25 protein-coding genes are annotated in these 24,271 nt (G+C 43.6%); all 25 read right to left on the bottom strand.

The features are described 5' to 3' along the window. Positions 1 to 91: 91 nt before the first annotated feature. Positions 92 to 1,216 (bottom strand): glycosyltransferase family 4 protein, encoded by a 1,125-nt coding sequence (locus ACWPWY_RS20955; protein WP_454193910.1) that lies wholly within the window; start codon positions 1,214 to 1,216, stop codon positions 92 to 94. A 118-nt stretch (positions 1,217 to 1,334) separates the two neighbouring features. Continuing rightward, the gene (locus ACWPWY_RS20950; RefSeq protein ID WP_454193521.1) at positions 1,335 to 2,111 is read right to left on the bottom strand and encodes a WecB/TagA/CpsF family glycosyltransferase; all 777 of its coding nucleotides are present in this window, start codon (positions 2,109 to 2,111) and stop codon (positions 1,335 to 1,337) included. 7 nt (positions 2,112 to 2,118) lie between these two features. Beyond that, positions 2,119 to 3,288, bottom strand: a complete 1,170-nt coding sequence (csaB, locus tag ACWPWY_RS20945) for a polysaccharide pyruvyl transferase CsaB (protein WP_454193520.1) — start codon at positions 3,286 to 3,288, stop codon at positions 2,119 to 2,121. Further along, complete coding sequence (locus tag ACWPWY_RS20940; protein WP_454193519.1) at positions 3,264 to 5,279, bottom strand: DUF5693 family protein; 2,016 nt, start codon at positions 5,277 to 5,279, stop codon at positions 3,264 to 3,266. Before ACWPWY_RS20940 ends, csaB begins: the two co-directional genes overlap by 25 nt. Before the next feature lie 201 nt (positions 5,280 to 5,480). Then, a complete protein-coding gene (locus ACWPWY_RS20935) occupies positions 5,481 to 7,190 on the bottom strand; it encodes a phospho-sugar mutase (RefSeq protein WP_454193518.1) in 1,710 nt (569 codons plus the stop codon). Between the two features lie 101 nt (positions 7,191 to 7,291). Then, positions 7,292 to 7,723: a 3-hydroxyacyl-ACP dehydratase FabZ gene (gene fabZ, locus ACWPWY_RS20930; RefSeq protein ID WP_160032726.1), complete on the bottom strand. Its 432-nt coding sequence runs from the start codon at positions 7,721 to 7,723 to the stop codon at positions 7,292 to 7,294. 284 nt (positions 7,724 to 8,007) lie between these two features. After that, positions 8,008 to 8,208: a DNA-directed RNA polymerase subunit beta gene (locus tag ACWPWY_RS20925; protein WP_454193909.1), complete on the bottom strand. Its 201-nt coding sequence runs from the start codon at positions 8,206 to 8,208 to the stop codon at positions 8,008 to 8,010. Between the two features lie 9 nt (positions 8,209 to 8,217). After that, entirely contained in the window at positions 8,218 to 9,054 is an 837-nt protein-coding gene (locus ACWPWY_RS20920; protein ID WP_454193517.1) for a flagellar hook-basal body protein, read from the bottom strand. Positions 9,055 to 9,088: 34 nt separating this feature from the next. After that, complete coding sequence (locus tag ACWPWY_RS20915) at positions 9,089 to 9,970, bottom strand: flagellar hook-basal body protein (protein ID WP_454193516.1); 882 nt, start codon at positions 9,968 to 9,970, stop codon at positions 9,089 to 9,091. A 45-nt stretch (positions 9,971 to 10,015) separates the two neighbouring features. After that, the gene (gene mreB, locus ACWPWY_RS20910) at positions 10,016 to 11,014 is read right to left on the bottom strand and encodes a rod shape-determining protein MreB (protein ID WP_454193515.1); all 999 of its coding nucleotides are present in this window, start codon (positions 11,012 to 11,014) and stop codon (positions 10,016 to 10,018) included. A 217-nt stretch (positions 11,015 to 11,231) separates the two neighbouring features. Continuing rightward, positions 11,232 to 11,519 carry a sporulation transcriptional regulator SpoIIID gene (gene spoIIID / locus ACWPWY_RS20905; RefSeq protein ID WP_160032722.1) on the bottom strand — a complete coding sequence of 96 codons (288 nt, stop codon included), beginning with the start codon at positions 11,517 to 11,519 and terminating at the stop codon, positions 11,232 to 11,234. Between the two features lie 204 nt (positions 11,520 to 11,723). Beyond that, a complete protein-coding gene (locus ACWPWY_RS20900; protein WP_454193514.1) occupies positions 11,724 to 12,458 on the bottom strand; it encodes a peptidoglycan DD-metalloendopeptidase family protein in 735 nt (244 codons plus the stop codon). An 86-nt stretch (positions 12,459 to 12,544) separates the two neighbouring features. Beyond that, positions 12,545 to 14,059, bottom strand: coding sequence for a stage II sporulation protein D (gene spoIID / locus ACWPWY_RS20895; protein ID WP_454193513.1), 1,515 nt, complete (start codon positions 14,057 to 14,059; stop codon positions 12,545 to 12,547). A gap of 385 nt (positions 14,060 to 14,444) precedes the next feature. Then, the gene (murA, locus tag ACWPWY_RS20890; protein ID WP_454193512.1) at positions 14,445 to 15,791 is read right to left on the bottom strand and encodes a UDP-N-acetylglucosamine 1-carboxyvinyltransferase; all 1,347 of its coding nucleotides are present in this window, start codon (positions 15,789 to 15,791) and stop codon (positions 14,445 to 14,447) included. A 490-nt stretch (positions 15,792 to 16,281) separates the two neighbouring features. Continuing rightward, positions 16,282 to 16,539, bottom strand: coding sequence for a DUF1146 family protein (locus ACWPWY_RS20885; RefSeq protein ID WP_454193511.1), 258 nt, complete (start codon positions 16,537 to 16,539; stop codon positions 16,282 to 16,284). A gap of 232 nt (positions 16,540 to 16,771) precedes the next feature. Then, positions 16,772 to 17,179 carry a F0F1 ATP synthase subunit epsilon gene (locus ACWPWY_RS20880; RefSeq protein ID WP_454193510.1) on the bottom strand — a complete coding sequence of 136 codons (408 nt, stop codon included), beginning with the start codon at positions 17,177 to 17,179 and terminating at the stop codon, positions 16,772 to 16,774. A gap of 74 nt (positions 17,180 to 17,253) precedes the next feature. Next, positions 17,254 to 18,657 (bottom strand): F0F1 ATP synthase subunit beta, encoded by a 1,404-nt coding sequence (gene atpD, locus ACWPWY_RS20875; RefSeq protein WP_454193509.1) that lies wholly within the window; start codon positions 18,655 to 18,657, stop codon positions 17,254 to 17,256. Positions 18,658 to 18,769: 112 nt separating this feature from the next. After that, complete coding sequence (atpG, locus tag ACWPWY_RS20870; protein ID WP_191800555.1) at positions 18,770 to 19,636, bottom strand: ATP synthase F1 subunit gamma; 867 nt, start codon at positions 19,634 to 19,636, stop codon at positions 18,770 to 18,772. Between the two features lie 222 nt (positions 19,637 to 19,858). Further along, positions 19,859 to 21,376 (bottom strand): F0F1 ATP synthase subunit alpha, encoded by a 1,518-nt coding sequence (gene atpA, locus ACWPWY_RS20865; RefSeq protein WP_191800557.1) that lies wholly within the window; start codon positions 21,374 to 21,376, stop codon positions 19,859 to 19,861. 16 nt (positions 21,377 to 21,392) lie between these two features. Continuing rightward, entirely contained in the window at positions 21,393 to 21,941 is a 549-nt protein-coding gene (locus ACWPWY_RS20860; protein WP_454193508.1) for a F0F1 ATP synthase subunit delta, read from the bottom strand. Further along, complete coding sequence (gene atpF / locus ACWPWY_RS20855; RefSeq protein ID WP_454193507.1) at positions 21,938 to 22,426, bottom strand: F0F1 ATP synthase subunit B; 489 nt, start codon at positions 22,424 to 22,426, stop codon at positions 21,938 to 21,940. Before atpF ends, ACWPWY_RS20860 begins: the two co-directional genes overlap by 4 nt. Before the next feature lie 91 nt (positions 22,427 to 22,517). Next, entirely contained in the window at positions 22,518 to 22,730 is a 213-nt protein-coding gene (gene atpE / locus ACWPWY_RS20850; protein WP_091160819.1) for a F0F1 ATP synthase subunit C, read from the bottom strand. A 113-nt stretch (positions 22,731 to 22,843) separates the two neighbouring features. Beyond that, positions 22,844 to 23,605 carry a F0F1 ATP synthase subunit A gene (gene atpB, locus ACWPWY_RS20845; RefSeq protein ID WP_191800563.1) on the bottom strand — a complete coding sequence of 254 codons (762 nt, stop codon included), beginning with the start codon at positions 23,603 to 23,605 and terminating at the stop codon, positions 22,844 to 22,846. 33 nt (positions 23,606 to 23,638) lie between these two features. After that, positions 23,639 to 24,016: an ATP synthase subunit I gene (locus ACWPWY_RS20840; RefSeq protein ID WP_454193506.1), complete on the bottom strand. Its 378-nt coding sequence runs from the start codon at positions 24,014 to 24,016 to the stop codon at positions 23,639 to 23,641. Beyond that, positions 24,009 to 24,230: an AtpZ/AtpI family protein gene (locus ACWPWY_RS20835; protein WP_454193505.1), complete on the bottom strand. Its 222-nt coding sequence runs from the start codon at positions 24,228 to 24,230 to the stop codon at positions 24,009 to 24,011. The genes ACWPWY_RS20840 and ACWPWY_RS20835 overlap by 8 nt, the downstream gene beginning before the upstream one ends. Between the last annotated feature and the right edge of the window lie 41 nt (positions 24,231 to 24,271).

Genomic DNA, 24,271 nt, shown 5'->3' with positions numbered 1-24,271 from the left:
AAAAAAACCTTATTCCCGTAAAAGAGAATAAGGTTTATGAAATATTGAAAAATAAGATAATAGCAGTTTCATAGTATAACATGAGTATAGATTATGATTTTGTTTTGGCCTCTGCTGCTTTCATTCGAAGCTTGTTAAAGAAGTTCAGAACCGGACGTTTTGTCTTATCAATCAGACCAATGACTTCCGCCCCAATCTGCAGGAAGAACATCATTACACAGATTACCACAAAGGTTACCCAGTTGGCCTCATGAATCGCAGCAGCGGACTGGATGACAGCCAGCACTCCGAAAAATGCAGCAATTCCGTAAATAATAAGTACGGTTTGACGATGACTGAACCCAAGATCACGCAAGCGATGATGCAAGTGACCTTTATCCGGTGCAAAGATCGGTTTCTTATTCAGGAAACGACGAATGATGGCAAACAGTGTATCCGAGAGTGGAACCGCGATAATAATCAGCGGTGTGATCAAGGTTACTACAGCAATCTGCTTAAATCCAAGTAGAGATAACATGGCAAGACTGAATCCGAGGAACAGCGATCCTGTATCTCCCATAAAGATTTTCGCAGGGTGAAAGTTAAAGAACAAGAATCCAATGATGCTGCCCAAAAGTACCATGCAGATCATAGCTGTAACGATATTCCCCATGATGAAGGACATCACCGCAATGGTACCAATAGCAATCGCGGATACCCCTGCTGCAAGACCATCTAGTCCATCAATCAGGTTAATTGCATTGGTTACGCCCACAATCCAGAAGATCGTGACTGGAATCGAAATCCACAGTTCTAGTGAAGAATATGCATCAACAAATGGAATATTAACAAAATCTATTCGAATATCAAAGGCAAATACTACTACACACGCCGTAATAATTTGAGCTAAAAATTTAACTTTGGCCGATAACTGAAATTTATCATCCATAGCACCAATGAGGGCAATCATTGTTCCTCCAATGATGAAAGCATAGATGAAGCGGTTATCCCGAGCAGTGAAGTACTCCGAAACAAACGGAAGTAATGCCAGCAATGTGACCATAAAAGCAAGAAATATCCCGAGACCGCCAAGTCTTGGCATAATCTTGGTGTGGACCTTACGTGCATCAGGCACGTCAACGACTCCCACCTTTATCGCAAACTTCTTAACGAGCGGAGTAAGTAGAACCGCTAGTCCAAGAGCTACGATAAATCCCAAGATATAGAACATTAACATGTGCTCATTCGACCCCCAATTTATCAAAACTAACTCCATGCATTATACTCCCTAGATTCATGAATTACTATCCCTGTTTTCTAGCAAAAATCAAAGATATTAGCAATTCTTCCTCCATTTACACCAATTTTGTCACGTTTTCTTTTTCACGCACAACTTTCGTAACAAACTGTGGTAGAGCCAGCATTCTTTTTGCCCGGGTCGGTTCACGCAGTAAACGATAGAGCCATTCCGCTCGCATTTTTTGAAAAACAGCGGGAGCTCTCTTTGATTTTCCTGAAATGACATCAAAACTGCCGCCGACGCCCATAACAAGTGGTACTCCTAATCTATGTTTGTGTTCACCGATCCACGGCTCTTGGTTATTGACAGCACGCGCTACGAACAATAGATCTGGAGCTGATTCCCGTATCTCGGCAATCACTTCATCATCTTGATCCGAATCAAAAAAGCCATCGCGATATCCACAGATCACGACACCAGGATACTGTTTTTGTAACCTGTTTGCTGTCTCTTGAATCACCTCAGGTGTAGATCCCAAAAGAAATACTCTCCATCTGTGGATTTCACCAACCCGCATTAATTCATGTAGTAGATCAAAACCCGCTACTCGTTCTGCAACAGGAGTGCCGCAGTAGTTCGCTGCCCATACCACTCCCGTACCATCAGGAACAACCAGCTCAGCCGATTTCATGACCTCCATATACTTTGGATCCTCCAGCGCTGTCATCACCATTATTGGATTACCGGTGATCACTTGGTGGATCTGCCCTGTACGTACGACTTCTTCTAGATAGGCTACCGTGTCTTTCATATCCATGCGTGAAAACGGAATTCCAAAGATGGGCACGGTCGGTACAGACAAGGTCTGTACTTGCTCCATATGCTCATTCATGACTCATTCATCCTTTGTCGCTTAGAAATTTTAAAATATGGACCGCAGGTTCCTGAGCTTGTTCTTTAAGCGAAGTAATTGTTTCTTCCCTAGCCTCAAGCCATTCTTTACGGTTCGTTAGTATTTTTTCGAGCTCTTCTGCCAGCTTGCCTGCTTGCAGCGAAGCAGTTGTTCCGATCGCTTCTGAGTCCAGTCGATCCAGAAAAGCATCAATCTTCGGATCATACGAAACACCGATCACGGGTACACGCTGAGAAGCTGCATAAATCAAACTGTGCAATCTCATGCCGAGAACGAGTTCACAGCGGGATACTTCTAGGAGCATCATTTGCGGATCCGTTACGTTCGAACAAATACTTACTTTACTGCCTGTTTCATTTAGATGCCCTATTTTCTGTTTCACATACGTGGATGCTTCTTCATCAGAAGGCAGATGGAACGGAAGCAGACGAATATGCACTTTATGTTTGGAAGCAAATTGTTTGAGCCCTTCCGCAATCTGATCCAGTTCCGTACGATCTTTCTCCCAAAAACGCACCGAAACTCCAATCACCTTCAGCTCTTCTTCTTGTTCTGACTTTGGAGTTGTTCTTCTTGCGCTTCCTCCCCCGAAAGTTGTCTTTTGTACCTTCGTTAGTTCCGGGAGAGGCAATCCCATAACAGGATCAGGAACGATGCGCACATCATTCCATCTTACCCCTAAATCCTGAATCAGCTTAGCTGATTCTTCATCACGAACCGAGATATATTCACAGTGTTTAAATATCCCGCGAATCATCGTTTTGAAAATACCACGTTTGACAGGCCCAATCCCCTGTGCATAAATAAATGTTGGTTTTTTCATGTTCTGTGCCAGTTTAATAACACCGAGGTAATAAGGGATGGATTTCCAGCCTGTTGCATCTTGCAGCAAGCTGCCTCCTCCGCTAATCAGTCCATCACTCTCTTTGATAGCTTGGCGGATCTCGCCAAGTTTCATACGATGCACGGCACGAACACCATAGTTTCGTTGTGTCCACTCGGGATCGCCTGAGAGTACGATGGGTTCTACCTGTACTTTCGTTCGCTGACTTTCTGACTCAAGTGCAGTCAGTATCGATTTAAGTACTGCTTCATCCCCGCTGTTATTAAAACCATAATATCCTGAGATAACTATTTTCTTAGTAGTGGTGACCATCTTTTCCAACATCCTTCCAAAACTTGCCACACCACAATTGCAATCAATCCAACGATGAGACCAAGTCCGAGACCTAACACCCCACGAATAAGAGAAAGATGCACTGGTGTATGAATATGAGCGAACGTATCCACCATAGACAATTGAGCAATCGATGCAATAATCATTAAATAAATTCCATTTCGATATTTAAGAGCAATAAATGCTCCTACGATAAACATCGGGTGCCCGAGTAAAAATTCCTTGTTACGAGGACGAACGCCAAAGGTATCCTCCAAGAATGTCCTAAGTACCATTTCAATTGGAGTCACACTGCCCGAGTTCCCTGTACGGGTCAGATAATAATAGCCTACCACACCTATGATACCGGCTGCCAGTATCCACAAAAGAGTGATCGGCTCATTCAGTAGTTTGCGAACAAAAGCCATACTCAGAGCTTTGCGGTAGAACAGAACATAGAACGCTGTTAGTGCAATTGGAGCTAGGTGCAATAGACTTACGCCTCTAAATTGCTCGATTACAAGTGCATACGTAATGTTATTCAGCAGAGCAATCATAAACGGAACAGCCAGGAAGGACAACAGCGATGTTCGAACAAATAAAACAAGCGCTTGTATCACGCGATCCTTCACCGAAAGATCAGAATTCCTCAGCTGCATTGCATTGATACGGCGTACGGCAAGCACCATCGCAATGGTTGGAGCACTAATCGCAACGAGTAGAGCGACACCTTGCTCCATAAGAGACGGTCTGAGTATATATAATCCCGCACTGCCGAGAATCCCTAACACAAAAGCCGGCAAAGTCAGGAATGGAATGAAGTAGGAAACCATTAATGCGATCATAGCAATGCTGCCGACCACGGCTACTGCTTTGTAATATTTCTGACCTGGCGTTTCATGTACTTTGAATGGCTCGGCTTGACCCATTGTAAAGCCATTCTCTTTCATTCGTTCTACTGCATGTCCTTCTTCCCCTAGAGCATCCAGCAAGTTATCCAAAGGATCTGTAACTGCTGCTTGCAGCGCACTGCGTGAAGGTGATGCATTCAAGTAGATCATGCGGATATTACGATCTTTCGTAGCCAGTGTAAATCGATCTGCAATTACTTTCGGAGAAAGATTTGCATCGTGTTCACTTAGGGAAATAAGACGAACTACATTGTAGTCTGTAAGATAAGCAAGGGTACTGAAACCATGCTGTGGTACTTTCAAATTCTCGATGGAAGCAAGTCCAATACCATGCTGATTCAGAAGCTCTGCAAAGGATGACACACTTCTCAGCTCTTCATTATCGTTATATCCCTTAACCTTGTCTCCCTCAAACAGAATTCGTTTGACACCGAACTGTTCAAACACATCCATTAACTGAGCTACAGACTGCTGATCATAAGGAAGTGAATCACCTAACCGGGGCATAATGCTAAAACCACGATCCACTAGATCACTCATCGTAATTGGATCCGGCGTCATCGGCTTAAGGTTGGCATTTTCTACAGGTGTTTCAATAACCAACCCTTCTTTATCCTCATGAGTCCATGTACGTACTGGAATTTCCAGTCTACGGAATGTGTCCTCAATAACGGGAGATAAGACTTCTTTATTCTCTTCATTCGTAAACAGAATATAGGTATAGTTCTCATTCTCCGGTAAAATTTCACCGGACATATTTGCCACATCAAGACTGTTATAGATCATGATACGACGAGATTTACGGAATTCATCCAGCGTACTCTCATACAACGCCATTGTAGTAACGCCTGCATTTTTAAGTTCCGTTAATTTTTCATCAATAAAGTCCTGCGGGTGAACCTGATATGCAGCGACATCCACAAGATCCCGATAATCGAATACCAATTCTACATTTTTGGAACTGGATTCTGTTGTGACACGGTCGTAGATGACAGGAATAGTAGCAATAAGTCCAATAATTACAATAATCCATAGCCACTTACGAGAAACCGTGTTCCAATATTGCCATTTTTGACGCACCGATGTGTACCTCCTAAATTTTATACCTTTTTCAAGCCATATCATGCCCAGCACGCAAATATTTAACAGCTCAGCATATAAACGATTCTGTAACTTCATTCCAACACAAAAGCCTTTCCGCCAAACAACCCGAAACGGTGCGGAAAGGCTCCTGAATTTAACTTAACATTTCTTATAAAAAGAAATCAAACAAGCTCTTAACTAGCGATCAATATGGCCCATAACCGCATCCGTCAGACGCTGAATTCTTATATGAGCATCTTCATTATTTTCGCCTTGAACGGCAAAGTAAATTTTAATCTTCGGTTCCGTACCTGAAGGGCGCAAGCAGAACCAAGAACCATCTTCAAGAATAAATTTAAGCACATTCTCTTTAGGAAGATCATCAATACCTGTGGAATAATCCAGCACTTCTTGAATCTTAATGCCAGCGATCTCTTCTGGAGCAGAAGTACGCCACTCGGTCATAATGCCCTGAATTTGTGCCACGCCATCTTTCCCTTTTAATGTGCGGGACTGCAAGTTCTCTAAGAAATAACCAAACTGCTCATACAGTTCTTGAAGAACATCATATAAGGTTTTGCCTACACTCTTATAATAAGCAGCCGCTTCACAAATCAGCATAGCAGCGAGTACGGCATCTTTATCTCTTGCATAATTACCTGCGAGATAGCCGTAGCTTTCTTCGTATCCAAATAGATAGGTATGACTTCCTGTCTCTTCAAAAGCATTCATCTTCTCGCCAATATATTTAAAGCCCGTTAGTGTATTAAACACTTCCGCTCCATAATGTTTGGCAATCACGGCACCCATTTCACTGGTTACAATGGTTTTTACCACTGCGCCGTTCGTAGGAAGCTGTCCGCGCTCTTTTAACTGACCGAGGAGATAATTCGTCATAATCGCACCGGACTGGTTACCTGAGAGTACAAAATACTTACCTTCTTTATCTTTTACAACTGCACCCATACGATCCGCATCCGGATCTGTACCAATGATAATATCTGCATTCACTTTTTCACCGAGTTTCATGGCAAGTGTGAAAGCTTCACGCTCTTCTGGATTAGGTGACTTCACTGTAGTGAAATTCGCATCCGGCTCTGCTTGTTCAGGAACAACATGCAGATTACTAAAACCAATACGCTCCAGCACTTTTGTTACAGGTATGTTTCCTGTACCGTGCAGCGGTGTATAGACGATATTGAAATCTTTGCTATACTCAGCAACGATACGGTCCCGGTTCAAACTTTCTGCAGCAACGGTTTCAATGAATGCTTCATCCTCTGCTTCACCAAGCCATACCAGCAGTCCTTGTGCTTCTGCATCAGCCTGTGTAAGCTTCTTCACGTCAGCAAGAGAAGCCACATCCTGAATATACGAAATTACGCGTTCTGCTTCATCCGGCACAAGTTGTCCGCCAGAAGCATTATATACTTTGTATCCATTATATTCTGGAGGGTTATGACTTGCCGTGATAACGATTCCACCTGTTGCCTGCAAATGACGTACACTAAAGGACAACTGAGGTGTAGTACGCAGGGAGGTAAACAGTTTAGCCACAATACCGTTCGCAGCCAGTACTAAAGCAGCCTCGAGGGCAAACTCCGGCGAAAAATGGCGAGAATCATGAGCAATAACAACAGAAGGCTTGCCTTCTCCGTTATGGCCTTCAATAATGTAGCGTGCAAAACCTTGTGTTGCTTTTCCTACCGTATAACGGTTGATCCGGTTGCTGCCAGCTCCAATGACTCCGCGCAGACCACCTGTACCGAACTCAAGCTCCCGGTAAAAACGATCTTCAAGCTCGTTCGTATCTCCAGACAAGCTCGTCAGTTCCTGTTTTGTTTCCTCATCAATAGATGGATCCTTAAGCCATTGTTCCAAAGCTTGTTTCGCAGTTTCACTTAACATGTCGTCACCATTCTCCTTTATCCCATATGTAATTAGGGTTCTCTATGTGGTTATTTCATGATTGTAAGCTAATCCATTCATCTCGTTCCGTACCATTTGTCCTACTGCGGATCAGATAGAGCAAACATAATCTCGCCTTCTGCTACTACTTTATCGCCGACACGAGCTGTTGCTTTTCCTTTTCCAATAGAACCTTTCAGACGTGTGATCTCCACTTCCAGCTCTAGGGTATCACCAGGTACAACCTGTCCGCGGAAACGGAAATTATCAAGACCCGCAAGGAAACCAATCTTTCCCCGGTTACTTTCCACTTTAAGAATAGCGACCGCACCTACTTGAGCGAGTGCCTCTGTGATCAGTACGCCCGGCATAACCGGATAGCCTGGAAAATGACCTGTGAAGAACGGTTCATTGATGGTTACATTCTTAATTCCAACTGCCCGTTTACCTTCCTCGATCTCCACGATCTTATCGACCAATAAAAAGGGAGGTCGGTGAGGAATGATTTCTTGAATTTGATTAATATCTAACATATGTTTATAAACCCCTTCCTTACGATGCATAAACAACTCATTCTTTGTCCATACTGATTATATCCTTCATCATCTGCAGTAGTGAAGGTTAAGATAAGGGGCTTGTTCCTTTGTGCCGCACAGTTCGTACTGACGGTCTAAGGGAATCAGCCCTTTTTGTGTTTGCAGTTTACACCGCAAAGTCCCCCATCATTATACATTTTTCGGGAACAAAAAGAAAACTCCTGCTTCACAGGAGTTTCGTTTTTCAAATGATCCACATTACTATGCTCTACCTATCCAAGTTAAGGTGCAAAAACAAGATCAAATATATGTTTCCATGTCCGGTAATCAAAGGCAGATCCGATATCTCGTCCACCAACGACAACATAACCGACTAACATACCTCCGATTAAAGCAACTATCAAAAGCAGCGGAATCAGAAGCCGGCGTAAGATCTTCCGTGAAGATCCCTTCTTCTTCTCTACTTTTTCTTCTTCATTCATAACTTTCACCTATGCCCTCATTGTATTCGCAAGATTCATCATCGTGTCACTTGAACTCAGTGCGCGGGCAGCCAGCTGGTAAGTGCGCTGTACTTCAAGCATTTTCGTCATTTCACTCGTTAGATCTACATTGGAATTCTCTACATATCCTGCCCGGATGGTTGCCTCAGGAATGGTAGTTGCCGCATTTTCTCCAAAAACCATGTCTTCGCTGGCTCCAGAAATTAAGCTGAACATGTTATCTGAGCTAGCAGCGAGTCCTTCAGGACGCATCGGTTCAACAAGTTGAAGTTGTCCCGCAATCCTAGCATCAGAAGAGTTACTGTCGCGCACTAATAAGTTACCGCTTGAATCAAATGCTACGATAGCATTTGCCGGTGCAGTAATAGGCTGATTATCTCTTCCAAGCACAGCATAACCATCACTCGTTACGAGTCTCACCCGAGGTGCTGCATTTGGGTCCTGAACCGACTCATCCGGTACAAAACGGAAATCACCTGCTCTTGTCCATGCTTTTTGACCATTCACTTCTACAGTAAACAGTGCATTTCCTTCAATAGCCAAATCTGTAGGATTCCCTGTCTCGTTCAGTTCACCTTGAGCCATATCTTGAGTAATCGATGTCATCTTCACACCATAGCCTACATTAAAACCGAGCGGAGTTGCTCTGCCATCCCGCGACAATGAGGAAGCCTGCTGCTGAACACCTGTCAGTACATCTTCAAATGAAGCTTGTTTGCTCTTGTAACCTGCCGTATCTACATTCGCAACGTTATTTGCGATTACATCTAATCGTTGCTGCAAACTCGTCATGGAAACGAGAGCACTGATCATTGAATTGTTCATATAATCCCCCAAACTTCAAAATTATGTAGTACCTCTACACACGCCCGATTTCATTTACGGCTTTTTCCAAACTTTTATCGTAAAATTGAATTACTTTCTGATTGGCTTCATAGGCTCGAAGAGCTGCAGTTAAATCAACCATCGACTGAGCTGAATCCACTGTCGAACGTTCCAAGAATCCCTGCTTCACTTGAACCCGGTCTTCTGCACCAAGCAATCGCACTGATCCCGCACTTTCCGAGTTTAGTATATAATTCCCATTACCCTCTCTGACTAACTGATAAGGGTCATCCACGATGGTAATTCCAAGTCTCTCACCTGTGATTTCTCCTGTCAGAGGATTCACTAGCTGTCCTTGCTCGTCCACTTTAAATTGATTCATGGCCCCTGTCAATCGAATAGGTTCACCATTATCTGACAATACCTCATAGCCCGTTGAACTTAGCAGCCTGCCTTCCGCATCCACTTGAAAACTACCGTCCCGGGTATATTTAACGTTTCCTTCATTATCCTGTACGGTAAAATAAGCCTGCGGCTTATAAATTACATCACCATTATCACTAATAAACTTACCAGAAGCATCAAAGGGAATAGCTTCGCCTGTATTGGGATTAATAACGCTAAGATCTGAATATAACGCAAAATCTGTTATTTTATCTGAGGGTGTAAGATCTCCCTGCACATTCATAGACATGCTTTCTTCTGCAAACACACCTGTATTTAAGCTGCCAATCAACTTACTACCGGAAGATGAGTCACCACTTCTGCTAAGCTGCATTTCCGGAAAGGAACGAACCAGACTCTCCACCTGCTTGTAACCGTTCGTATTAAGATTAGCCATATTCTGTGTTACCGTATCATGTTTACGCTGTTGAGCAACCATTCCCGCTGCTGCCGTATAAAGACCTCGAATCACACTAGGTCCCTCCTTATTATTACAACTACTACCTATATCGGTACCTTAGAACTTTTTCTTAAGGGAACGATCCAAATGATTAAGCATCAGTCCCGTTCCCTTGACAACACAGTGCATCGGATCATCCGCGACGAGTACAGGTACCCGAAGTTCTTCTGTTAAAAGCTCGTCCAATCCTTTAAGCAAAGCGCCCCCACCTGTTAAAATAACACCCCGATCAATAATATCCGCGGATAATTCCGGCGGTGTCTGTTCGAGGACAAACTTAGCCGAAGCTACAATCGAAGCTACCGAATCAGCGAGTGCCTCTTGCACTTCACTTGAAGTGACCGTCACTGTTTTAGGTAAGCCGCTTACCATATCACGTCCACGAATATCGAGTTCTTCCTGCTGACCTCCCGGTTTTACGGTTCCGATCGCTACTTTAATATTTTCCGAAGTCCGTTCCCCAATCAATAGCTTGTACTTATTTTTTATATATTTCAAAATCGCTTGGTCAAACTTATCCCCTGCCATTTTAATAGAAGAAGCGGTAACAATCTCGCCCATAGATAGTACGGCCACATCGGTCGTTCCTCCGCCAATATCAATGACCATATTCCCACTAGGTTCATAAATATCCATTCCCGCTCCAATCGCTGCGGCTTTGGGCTCTTCTTCAAGAAATACCTCTTTGGCACCACTGCGTTCCGCTGCTTCACGAATGGCTTTCTGTTCTACAGAGGTGATATTTGTCGGTGCACAAATTAAAATACGGGGACGGCTGTACCAACTTTTGCCGCCAACCCGGTTAATAAAATACTTCAGCATCACTTCTGTAATATCAAAGTCGGCAATGACACCGTCGCGCAAAGGTCTAATTGCAATAATGTTACCTGGCGTTCTGCCGACCATACGGCGTGCATCTTCTCCCACAGCAAGAACTTTCTTTGATCCACTCTCAATCGCAACTACCGAAGGTTCGTCGAGAACAACGCCACTCCCTTTTACATGAATCAACACGTTGGCCGTACCAAGATCAATTCCGATGTCCTTGCTTAGCATATAAAGAGCCCCCAAAGAGATATTTTTGATCGTATAATTATTTCTTATTTCTTACCTATGTACTTCATACATTGCTCGCTATTAGCTACATTCTCTGTCGGATCCTGCAGATAAGAAGTCTTGTGTTTAAGCTTATACCATCTTTTAACATATCATACTTCAGGGGAGGTCTTCAACGTATTTGTATGCTTATTGGCCTACGTGAGCTTTATGGGAATTACGACTTTCCGGAAGCGAGTACCTCTCGATTTTTTCCATTCGTTTTTTTATATTTAATCTTGGTTGCCTCGCCTCCCCTTAAATGGCGAATCGATTTATGGTACTCGAGAATGTGTTTTACCTGATCTGCAAGATCAGGATTGATTTCCGGCAGTCGTTCGGTCAAATCCTTATGCACCGTGCTCTTTGAAACCCCAAATTCCTTAGCGATGGTACGGACTGTATTCCTCGTCTCAACGATACAGCGTCCGATTTTTATGGTCCGTTCTTTAATGTAATCGTGCACGCTCCCGCCTCCCTACTGTGGATAGTTTGGTACATTATATGAGAGGCATGCTTAGATATTCACGGTTTCACGGGGTGACAAGCTTTGCAACGATCAATTATTTTCTATTTTGTTATCCACAGGTTTGTCCCAAAACGAATTCCTTCTATAAAATAAAAGAAACAGCGGGCATGTCCCACTGCTTCTTTGTTTTACCTACCTATTTTATTTTTTCAGGAATTGCTCTGGATTTACAGGCTTCCCTGCTTCGTACACTTCAAAATGTACGTGGTTGCCAAGATCCTTGCCAAGTTCACTCTTGCCTGAGATCGCAATGATGTCACCTTGTTTTACTTCATCGCTTTGTTTTACTTTTACATCAGCGACACTTTGGTATACCGTTTTGAGATCATTGTCATGCGTAATTTCTACAACCATTCCATTCAGCGGATGTTGCTCTACACGAGTCACTTTACCACTCAGTGCAGCTTGAACTTCAAACGTTTGGTCATCAGCTCTTGCTAAATCAATCCCGGCGTTGGCAATAAAAGTTTGATCGTACTCTAGTAAAGCAAGTGCTTTTTCATCTGTAGTTGCTGCAGAGTCATAAAAAGGTTTCACTACATTTACTTCAGATGCAACAGCTACCGGCCATGCTAGATTTTCAGACTTGCCTTCTACTTCACTTGCAACAGGTCCTTCTTCCAAAACTCCAGTGGTAGGAACAGCTTCACCCTTCTCAGACACTTGCTTTGTTGTTTCTTTCACAGCAGACTGCATGCTAGCGTCCTGGTAGGCCCACACTAAAGTTAGTATAATAGCTGCTGCGGCGATGTAAGCTGCCGGGTATACCCACCGTTTAGACAACAGCTTCTTCCAGGATGAAGATTGTGATTCAGGTGCTCCATTACTTGTTTTTGGAGCATTTTCTTGGTTTTGATTTTTGTTTTGTTCATTCATTTTCTATCACCTCAGTAACAAGTGTTACCGAGTGCAACTCTTTTATACTCGTACTATTAAAATTATTTGAAAGATTTTTAAGGAGACTATGATTTACCTTTATATAGTAACTTGGAAGCTTGACCAAACGCGACTCCATTATAGTAGTGTTTTAGAATCTGGGTTGCGGTATAACCTTCTTGCGCCATTCCATTGGCTCCATACTGACTCATTCCTACTCCATGACCGAATCCATGGGTTGTAATCGTAATCTCATCCCCGCTTGTTTCCCACGTAAATTCACTAGATCGCAGTCCAAGTTTCTCTCTTATCTCTATTCCCGAAAATACTTTCTTTCCGATCTGAATCTCTTTAATCCGGTTTCCTGCTGTTTTAGACAGAATCTGAATAAAAGGCTTTGCCGTCTTGCCACCAACAGATACGGGAATCGCATCAGATGTTACATTCAGTTTATTCAGAAAATCAATTCGGGACATCGTTACGCTTCCCTCATAACCCGGAGCAATCTTGGCATCCCACGGACTTTCTACACTTCGTAAATACGGTACAGCCTGCTGCCATACATCTTCCGAGTTCTCGGTATACCCGTTACTGGTGGAGAAAAACGCCGCTGTGATCGGCTGTCCTTTATAGGTCATAATGGTATCCTTACTCTCCCGCACCGCCTGCTTAAGCTTGGCCCATTCTTTTTCTTTACCTGCTTCTTTAAAATGAGCTTCGAGCTTATCGTAAGGAATGTATACTTGATGCTCGACCGTATCCTTCACATCCGCACCGTCCACCGGTATTCCGCTTTGATCACCTGCAGCCATCCGCTTCGTTACAAAAGTGCGCGCGGCAATGGCCTGCGCTTTGAGTGCTTCGATGCCGAAGTCCGAAGGCATCTCGGCTGCGACAACCCCGGTGACGTATTGTTCCATCGTCACCGTATCAATGGTGCCGGTCTTCGACAGATAGACGCGCACCTCGGGCTCGGGATACACCACTGCCGGCTTTGGTGCCGGTGTGGTGTCAGGGACAAGGGCAGGCGGTTCTGCTGCGGCAGGATTCTGCGCAGCGGGAGCGGTCTGCCCTTGCACCGCCGGCGCAGAGCTCGGCGGTGCTTCCTCGCGGGGCCAGGCAAGCACTGCTGGAATCAGCAGTGCCGCAATGGCTAGTCCCGCGAGGGCGGCGGCAGGGCCAGGCCGCCGGGGGCGCCGCGGTGCAGAGCCGCGGCCCCAGGATCGGGCGGCTTTGTAGGCGCCGCCCGCTGGGTTTTGTGCATGCAGCTGTGGTGCATGCACGGGCTGGCTGTGCCCGGTATGAGGCACAGCGGGTTCAGCCGCGGGAGAAAGCGGAGCCTCTCCCCGCCCGTATCTTTCATTTTCACCGCCCAGCTGCTCCTTGCTGCCGACTCCATTTACTATAGAAAGAGACGTTTGTTTTGAGTTTCTAACTTTCAAGATTCCCTGTTCATCCCGCTCTATTAAAATTTCCGCTGGACCATAGGAAGTCTCAGTTACCTCATCCCAAGGAATGTTGACAATCTTCTTCCTTTTCATTCGGACTCTTCTATTCTTAAGCTCTTCTTTTGGTATGGAAGAACCTCGTGTCGCCTTCATTTATACTCCTCCCAACATCTCATTTGGTAGCTGCTCTAGCTCGGTAGATCAGATAGACCTTATATGTCATACATATGGAGATCTCGCTTCTGATAGAACCAAATTAAGAGAATATAAATGAGAGGATGCCTAGTATTAAGACCACACTATAGTAGTAACTAATGATGTATTTTCTCTCTATATATAAGATATAAAGATAGGAGATAGCCTTTCTATCATCTCCATTGAATGCCCTGCAATATAAGATTATTTATGTAAAACAAAAAAAGACTGAAGACAAACTAGCCTAAGCTAATTTGTCTTCAGTCTAAACACAGCCTCGAGCAGCTGTGTTTTTTATTCTTTCTTACACAATGTTGCCTAGGGTTCAATTCTATCCTTTAGCTTAAGCTAAGGTAGGCTGAACCTTAAATCTTGCTGTTTCTGTTTCCGTTACAACTGATTCTGTCGATTTCGCTTCACGCTTAGGCTCTTCTACCGATACACGATAGATGTCTGCTCCCAGACCGTTCAGCTTCTCTGCAAGGTGCACATAACCGCGGTCAATATGATGAACACCGCCTACTTCTGTTGTGCCGTCAGCGATCAAACCAGCAAGAATCAAAGCAGCACCTGCACGCAAGTCCGTAGCTGTTACTTTTGCTCCGGTAAGTTTAGCCCCTCCAGTAATAATCGAGGAACGACCTTCTACTTTGATTTCTGCATTCATCAGGTTGAACTCATCCACATGCATAAATCGATTCTCGAATACCGTTTCCGTTACAACACTTGTACCTTCGGATTTGAGCAACAATGCCATCATTTGCGATTGCATGTCTGTCGGGAATCCTGGGTATGGAAGTGTCTTGATATCCACAGCTTTCAGAGGACCTTCAGCAATGACACGTACTCCATTTTCGTCTGGGATGATCTTTACTCCCATTTCTTCCATCTTGGAGATAACAGGGCCAAGGTGATCGGAAATTGCACCTTCGACATAAACGTCTCCACCTGTAATAGCTGCAGCAGCCATATACGTCCCTGCTTCAATTCGATCTGGAATGACAGCATGTTGTACACCGTGAAGTTTTTCCACTCCTTCAATTCGAATCACGCCAGTGCCAGCACCGCGTACTTTTGCACCCATCCCATTCAGGTAGTTTGCAAGATCCACAATTTCCGGTTCTTTTGCTGCATTCTCAAGAGTCGTTGTTCCTTCTGCTAGTACAGCAGCCATCATAATATTTTCAGTTGCACCAACACTCGCAACATCCAAATATATTTTAGCTCCGCGCAATTTTCCATTTGACCGTGCTTCTATATAACCATGTCCTAGGCTGATTTCTGCACCCATTGCTTCAAAACCTTTAAGGTGTTGATCAATCGGGCGTGTACCAATCGCACATCCGCCTGGAAGAGATATTTTTGTATAACCCATACGTGTTAGCAGAGGACCCATAACCAAGAAAGACGCCCGCATTTTTGTAACCCATTCGTAAGGGGCTTCGCACGAAGTAAGATTCGTTGCGTCTACGGTAATTACTTCATTTTGGTATGTAACTTCCGCTCCTAGCGATTCCAGTACTTTGTTAATTGTCATCACATCGTCTAAAGGAGGTGCATCTGTAATAATGCTTACTCCTTCTTCCCCTAAGAGAGAGGCGGCGATGATCGGAAGAACTGAATTTTTAGCGCCGCTGACTTTGACACTTCCGGTCAATCTCTTGCCTCCGCGGACGATAAATTTGCTCATCTTGTTTCCCTCCGCGCGTTATTTTTCTTTTTCTGCTTACGAGTGGAGATTCCTCTTTCACTTGTCGTCCGATCCCGTCGGAAAATTCGACATCATTATTCAACATTCGTCAAGATGCCGTATTTCAGAAAAGAATAGTTTGCACTTTTCATTTTTGAATTAGTTAGTGATTTAAACCATGATTTCCATCATATAAGACCATTTCTATTCGAAATCATTTGAAACTGTGATTAAAAACAAAGAAATAGCAGTCATTCTGCTAATCCCCTAACTTCCATCATAACATTAAAAGTTCATGGGAGACAAGCGATTTTTCATTTTACATTGTTTTTTACAATTTCATACGGATCAACGTATAAAACGAACGATATTACATTGTTATCAAATGAACATCTTTAATTCCATTGTTCACATAAAAACATAATGTTATTCGACAAAAGCTGTCTTAACCTATTTTAGCCTAAGAGTGATATAACCAGCCTGGAAAGCTTTAAAACAGATATTTAAGCATTTGTGCCCAAGAGAGATATTCAAGTACGAATTTAGACACAAAATGTCCCAGAACAATAGCCAAAAGCAGCTGTAGCATTCTTGCTTGAGCACTCTTTGGATGCTTCACAATCAAGTCGATTTTCAAGTGCTGTAAGGACCACCAAGCGATAGCGATACAGGAAAGTGAGATAATCATAGCTACAAGACTATTTGTACTAATGGCCTGATTAACTTGATCATTCAACAGTTGATCCATGTCCAGCCTCCGTCTTTCTTCATTAACGATTTATTTCACATACTGTGAAATCATATTCGGATCGCCCTTTATTGTCAACCAAATCTTACAATATTGGAACACCTAATCCTTAATTTAGCTCGGAATTGTTATATTTTAGACAAAAACATATCTAATCCGTCTTTCTTCTGTCATTTCCTCGGAAATAATCTCGAAAACAAAAAGAACCTGACGAAGGGTCAGGTTCTTTTTTCTATAGGTTGCCGGATACTTTAAGTCGGTTCATTGCTTTTTGTAATGCAATTTCAGCACGACGGTGATCGTATTGATCTCGGCTTCCGCTAGATGTTAGACGAGTCTCTGCACGCTCGAGAGCTGCTTTGGCACGAATTACATCGATCTCAGAAGCAAGTTCAGCACTCTCAGCCAAAATGACTACCTTCTCTTTGCGAACCTCTACAAAACCGCCTGCAACAGCGATTTTCAGTTCCTTTCCATCGGCTTTAATGGATACAGGTGCAATTTGCAAGGGAGTTACGAACGGAACGTGACCAGGGAGAATTCCCAGTTCACCTTCCAATCCACGTACAACCAAGCTATTTACCTGTTCAGAGAAGATGAGTCGCTCCGGAGTTACAATTTCCAATAAAAAGGTACTCATTGTCATCCCTCCTGAACTCTATCCGAAGGATAGTTCAACTCATCTTTGGGTCAGTAATCCTTAGGATTAATTGACTATTCCATTGATTTTGCTTTTTCTACCGCTTCTTCAATGGTTCCTACGTACAGGAATGCTGCTTCTGGAAGATGATCATACTTACCATCTAGAATTTCTCTGAAACTGCGAACTGTATCTTTAACAGGAACATATTTACCCGGGAATCCGTTAAATGCTTCTGCTACGTGGAACGGTTGGGATAAGAAACGTTGGATTTTACGAGCACGAGCTACGAGCATTTTATCTTCTTCGCTCAGCTCATCCATACCCAAGATCGCAATAATATCTTGAAGTTCATTGTAACGAGCAAGGATACGTTTAACCCCTTGAGCTACGTTATAATGCTCTTCCCCTACTACATCTGGAGTAAGGATACGGGAACTGGATGCAAGTGGATCTACCGCAGGGTAGATACCCATTTCAGAGATTTTACGCTCAAGGTTCGTTGTTGCATCCAAGTGAGCAAATGTAGTTGCCGGCGCAGGGTCAGTGTAGTCATCCGCAGGTACATAGATCGCCTGAATGGAAGTTACTGAGCCTGTTTTCGTAGAAGTAATACGTTCTTGAAGTTGACCCATCTCCGTTGCAAGCGTAGGCTGGTAACCTACCGCTGATGGCATACGTCCCATAAGAGCAGAAACCTCAGAACCTGCTTGAGTAAAGCGGAAGATGTTATCGATGAAGAGAAGAACGTCTTTCCCTTCTTGATCACGGAAATACTCAGCCATAGTAAGACCTGTCAGGGCTACGCGAAGACGTGCACCTGGAGGTTCATTCATTTGACCGAACACCATTGCTGTCTTTTTAATAACGCCGGAATCCGTCATCTCATGGTACAAGTCATTACCTTCACGAGTACGCTCACCAACACCGGCAAATACAGAGATACCGCCATGTTCTTGAGCGATGTTGTTGATAAGTTCCTGAATCGTTACTGTTTTACCTACACCCGCACCACCGAAAAGACCGATTTTACCGCCTTTTGCGTATGGAGCAAGCAAGTCAATAACTTTGATTCCTGTCTCTAGCATTTCTGCTTGTGTAGACAACTCATCGAAAGTAGGTGCCAAACGGTGAATCGGATTACGAACAGCCGTTTCAATTGCACCGCCATTATCGATTGGGTTACCCAGTACGTTAAATACCCGGCCCAAAGTTGCTTCCCCTACAGGTACAGAAATAGGTGCACCTGTATTGATTGCTTCTGCACCACGAACGAGACCATCTGTAGAAGACATTGCAATACAGCGTACACGGTTATCGCCTAGATGTTTCGCTGTTTCAAGCGTAAGGTTGATTTCTTTACCACCGCTTGTCTTTGTGTTGATTGTAACTGCATTATTAATATCGGGAAGTCCGTCACGGTCGAACTCAACGTCAACAACCGCACCCGTAATGCTGACAACGCGTCCTTTGTTCATCTTCAGTTCCCTCCTACAAGCTATAGCAGTAATAACCTCCTGTCACCATTTCATATAAATGTGAGCGAGCATTATTCTGACCAGCTTCATTGTTTATCCGTACTTAATTAAATTAAGACTGTGCGCTTGCTCCAGCCACAATTTCTGTGATTTCCTGCGTAATCGCAGCTTGACGTGCTCTGTTATAAGTAAGCGACAATTCTCCAATGAGCTTCGATGCATTTTTCGTTGCACTGCCCATTGCTGTCATTTTCGCTCCAAGTTCACTTGCTTTACCGTTCAGAAGTGCACCATAGATCAAAGTCTCGGCATAGCGAGGCAAAAGAGCTTCCAGTACTGCCTCTGCTGAAGGTTCGTACTCATATTGAGCAGAAGCTTCCGTCTTTTTATTCTCCGGTCTCTCCATTGGAAGAAGTTTTTCAACCGTAGGAATTTGGGTAATTGCATTTACAAATTGGCTGTAACAGATATAGATCTCATCATACTTTCCTGCTTCAAACCCCGAAACGGTTTCGTTCGCAATGGATTTAATATCAGCAAATGTTGGGGAGTCCGACAAATCTGTAACATCCATACCAATCGGTTGCTCACGGCGTCTGAAGAAATCGCGACCTTTCCGTCCAATTACAAACAGAACATATTCGTCTTTAGAGGTGTGGCGTTCCTTAAGTGTCAGGGTTACCTGACGAAGAACGTTGGCATTGTATCCACCTGCAAGACCACGATCTGAAGTAATTACGAGGTAAGCCGTCTTTTTGACAGGACGAGTCACCAGCATGGGATGAGTAACCTCAGAAGAAGAGGATGCGATGCTAGTTACCACTTCCTTCAACTTCTCGGAATATGGTTTAGCAGCTTCTGCTTTCTCCTGCGCTTTTCTAAGCTTGGAGGCAGCAACCATCTCCATTGCCTTGGTAATTTGCTTCGTGCTCTGAACACTTTTGATTTGACGCTTGATTTCGCGCATACCTTTTGCCATGTTTTCACCACCTTAAAGTTTTGACGAAGTCAAAACTAACTTCGAAAGCGTTACTTAAAGTTTTGACGAAGTCAAAACTAACTTCGAAAGCATTTACTTAAAGTTTTGACGAAGTCAAAACGATCTTCGAAAGCATTTACTTCATATAAGAAAGAGGGACTGCGGCGTACGTTGTGTTCGCGCAGCCCTTCTTTGGTTCTTTGATATGGAATACGATGCGGCTTAGTTCGATGATCTAGAGAAGCTGTTTCTGAATTTCTCGATTGAGTTTTTCAGAGCGGCTTCATTATCTGCAGTAAGCTCTTTCGTTGTACGGATGGATTCAAGAATCTCAGGGTGATTACTTTCCATGAATGAAAGATATTCTCTCTCAAAACGGGTCACATCACCTACTGGGATTTCATCCAGATATCCTTTAGTCGCTGTGTACAAGCTGACAACCTGTTGTTCAACAGGAAGTGGCTTATGCACATCTTGCTTCAGAATTTCCATCATCCGCGCACCACGATTCAGACGAGCTTGTGTTGATTTATCAAGATCGGATCCGAATTGGGAGAACGCTTGAAGCTCACGATATTGAGCAAGATCCAGACGCAGGGAACCTGCTACCTTTTTCATTGCTTTAATCTGAGCGGAACCACCAACACGGGATACCGAGATACCTACGTTGATCGCTGGACGTTGACCTGAGTTAAACAAGTCTGCTTCCAAGAAGATCTGACCATCGGTAATCGAGATTACGTTCGTTGGGATGTATGCAGAAACGTCAGATGCCTGCGTTTCAATAAATGGCAGTGCGGTTAATGAACCACCACCAAGTTCGTCATTCAGTTTCGCTGCACGTTCGAGCAAACGGGAATGCAGATAGAAAACGTCACCCGGGTAAGCTTCCCGGCCCGGAGGACGACGAAGCAGCAAGGAAAGTTCACGGTATGCAGATGCTTGTTTAGTCAAGTCATCATACACTACGAGCACATGCTCACCTTTGTACATAAAGTACTCACCCATTGCACAACCAGCATAAGGAGCTATGTAGAGAAGTGGTGAAGGCTCAGAAGCAGATGCAGTTACAACCGTTGTATACTCCATCGCACCATTACGGCGAAGTGTTTCAACTACTTGTGCAACGGTAGATTGTTTTTGTCCAATAGCAACGTAGATACATTTCATTCCGCTGCCTTTTTGGTTAAGGATCGCATCAATCGCAATCGCTGTTTTACCTGTTTGACGGTCACCGATGATAAGCTCACGTTGTCCGCGGCCAATCGGTACCATGGCGTCAATCGCTTTAATTCCGGTTTGCATTGGCTCATGAACCGATTTACGGGCCATAACGCCAGGTGCCTGGTTCTCTACCGGGCGGAATTCATCTGTTGCAAGCGGACCCTTGCCATCAACGGGTTGTCCCATTGCATTAACGACACGGCCGATCAAAGCTTCCCCTACAGGAACTTGCATGATTTGTCCAGTACGTTTTACTTGGTCTCCTTCACGAATGTCTGTGTAAGGTCCCATGATAACGATACCTACGTTGCTTTCTTCAACGTTGAGCGCTAGGCCCAAAACGCCTGTAGAAAACTCTACGAGCTCACCGGACATTACGTTCTCGAGTCCATAAACACGGGCAATCCCGTCACCGACTTCGATTACAGAACCAACTTCGCTGACTTCGATGTCCGTTTTGTATTGTTCGATCTGATTTTTAATAATAGTACTAATTTCCTCAGGTCTGATACTCAAGCGTCCTCACCCCTCACTACTTTACTCGTCTTGTAAAAGACTGTTCTAGACGTTTCAGCTGGCCTGCCAGACTTCCGTCATAAATTGTATCGCCGATGGCAACTTTAAGTCCGCCAATCAAGCTTTTATCAATCACATTTTCAATGCGAATTTGTTTACTAATACGAGCACTAAAATCTTTAGCAACTGTATCTTTCTCTTCCTGGCTAAGCTCATATGTCGAATACACACGCGCAGTAACCATTCCAAGTGAATCGGATTCGAATTTCATGTAACTTTCCACGACGGATTCCAGTGCATGGATTCGGTTACGTTCGATAAGCAGTTTAATTGTATTTAAGACCGGCTCCGATACTTTGCCTTGCAGACTGTTGTCTACAACACTCAGTTTCGAAGCAACACTGACGTTTGGAGAAGAGATAAATTTAACGATGTCGCGATCTCCTGTAATAGAGGTTGCAACCGCGTGAAGCTCGGCTTCGACTTCCAGTACGGATTGATTTTTGATCGCCACTTCAAACAACGCTTTTGCATATCTCTTGGCGATTACCGAATCCTTACTCATGGTCTGCCTCCTACTTCATTCAGATACTTTTCAACAAGCTCTTCCTGAACGTTGTCTTGCTTAACTTCTTTATCCAAAATTTTGGATGCGATTTGTACAGATACCGCTCCAAGTTCACTGCGGAGGGATTCAACCGCTTTATTTTTCTCGCTCTCAATCGCACGAACAGCTTCCACTTTCAGACGCTCTGCTTCTTGTTTTGCTTCACTCAGCATTTGCTCTGTTTGGTTTACACTTGTTTTGCGAGATTGTTCAATAATACTTTGAGCTTCATTACGCGCTTCTTGCAAAGCTGCTTTTTGCTCTTCTACATATTGGATAGCCTGCTCACGAGTTTGTTTTGCTTCATTAAGTTGTGAAGCAACAAGCTCACGACGCTGCTCCATAATAGCGAACAATTTGTTAAATGCATACTTGGACAAAAGCCAATAAAGGATCAAGAACGCAACAATGGTAATAGCAATGTTTTCCCATAAAATGTGCACTCACGTCACTCCTTTCCGTTCATTCCTGTATCGTAACAAAAACGAAGGCGCGGATGGCATCGCCCTCCCCGCCAAACCGTTACTTCTGATATTATGAAAACATAATCAAGAACGCGATAACTGTAGCTGCCAAAGGTACTACCTCTACGATACCCACACCGATAAACATTGTTGTTTGCAATGGTCCACGAGCTTCTGGTTGACGAGCGATGGACTCAACTGTTCTACTTACGATCATACCGTTACCAAGACCTGCACCAAGTGCACCCAAACCTACTGCGATAGCTGCTGCTAACATTTCCATTTTTAAATTTCCTCCTCGAAATATATATACATTTTTTTGTTGATCTAACTTAATATAATAATCTCCTTCTACTTACAAACAGTTTTGGAGTTACTATTATTGTGACAATAAACCTAGTGTTCTTCGTGAATTGTCGTCTGAGCGATGTACACCATCGACAAGATCGTGAAGATGAAGGCCTGCAATGCACCTACGAAAATACTGAATCCTTGCCATGCCATCATGGCTGGTATACCAATCCATCCCATTTTGAGAATGGTAGAGATCAGAATCTCTCCCGCAAAAATATTGGCAAACAAACGAATCGCAAGGGCGATCGGCTTCGCCAAGTTCTCAATAATATTCAGCGGCAGAAACACTGGAAACGGTTCGATGTAGTGTCTCAGGTAATGCTTACGGTTGTATCTCAATCCAAGATAATTCATCAGAATGAAGATAATAATCGCAAGTCCTGCTGTGATTGAAATGTCTGCGGTAGGAGATTTCCACCATAGAATTTCTGAATGTTCTCCATTACCAAGAGTTCTGGTCGCTTCAATTACGTGTCCAAATATACTTGCTGGCTCATGATGTTCCGAGATAATAGAGAACGGCAAACCAAGCATGTTGGATACGAAAATAAACAGAATCAGTGTCAATCCCAAAGTTATGTAAGGCTTACCTTTACTTAAAGGCATGGCACTTGCCACAATGTTCTGAACGAATTCAACGACCCATTCCATGAAATTTTGTACTTTCGAAGGATTCTCTACAGATAGATTCCGAACACACAAACGAACAAGTATGAACACGAATAGCACCGTCACTGTGAGCATTAAAACAGCGGAAAGGTCAATGTTCAATCCTCCGAGTTCGATAATCGGTGAGTCATGCATATTGATTTATTCACCCCTTTCCCCATAGTAATGTTATTTTCTTGATCTAGCGTTCACCAATATACTAATTGGAATTGCCAAAATCTGTACCGTGAAAAGACCCATCACTGTAAAACCCACTGATATCTGGTCAAATCTCACAGCCAGCATGATAGCCAGAAGAGAGATACACATCCGTGACAAGAAACCAAAACTCACATATTTGCTTCCAGGAGTTACCACACTCTCTGAAACCTGGTGAATTTTGATGTACAGATATCTAAAATTAAACAACCCTGCTGCCAGACCGATGATGAGGCCTAAAAACAAAGGACGTTGTTCAGGGAATATCACCCATACGAGAAGTGATCCAGATAAAAGGAAGAACGTCACTCTTGTAACAGCATTTACAATGGAAGACAAATCATTCATTTTGTTCCCCCAAAAACTTCTTAATAAAAAGGGCTATATTTAGAACACCTAAAACGAGACCTATTAGACAGCCAATAGCAATCCAGTAATTCGGTCCGTTCACAGCATTCATGAGCCACTTTCCTATAAAGTATCCGATCGTTATGTAAGCAGCCAGCAGGATGCCTGAACCACCGATACTCAAAGCAATCAACCACGGTTTATCCTGATTCATAATAAGACACAACCCATCCCTAGAAAGCGCTGTATATGGAA

Source organism: Paenibacillus sp. Marseille-Q7038, assembly GCF_965111595.1.
This window is presented reverse-complemented; position numbering and strand designations above follow the sequence as displayed.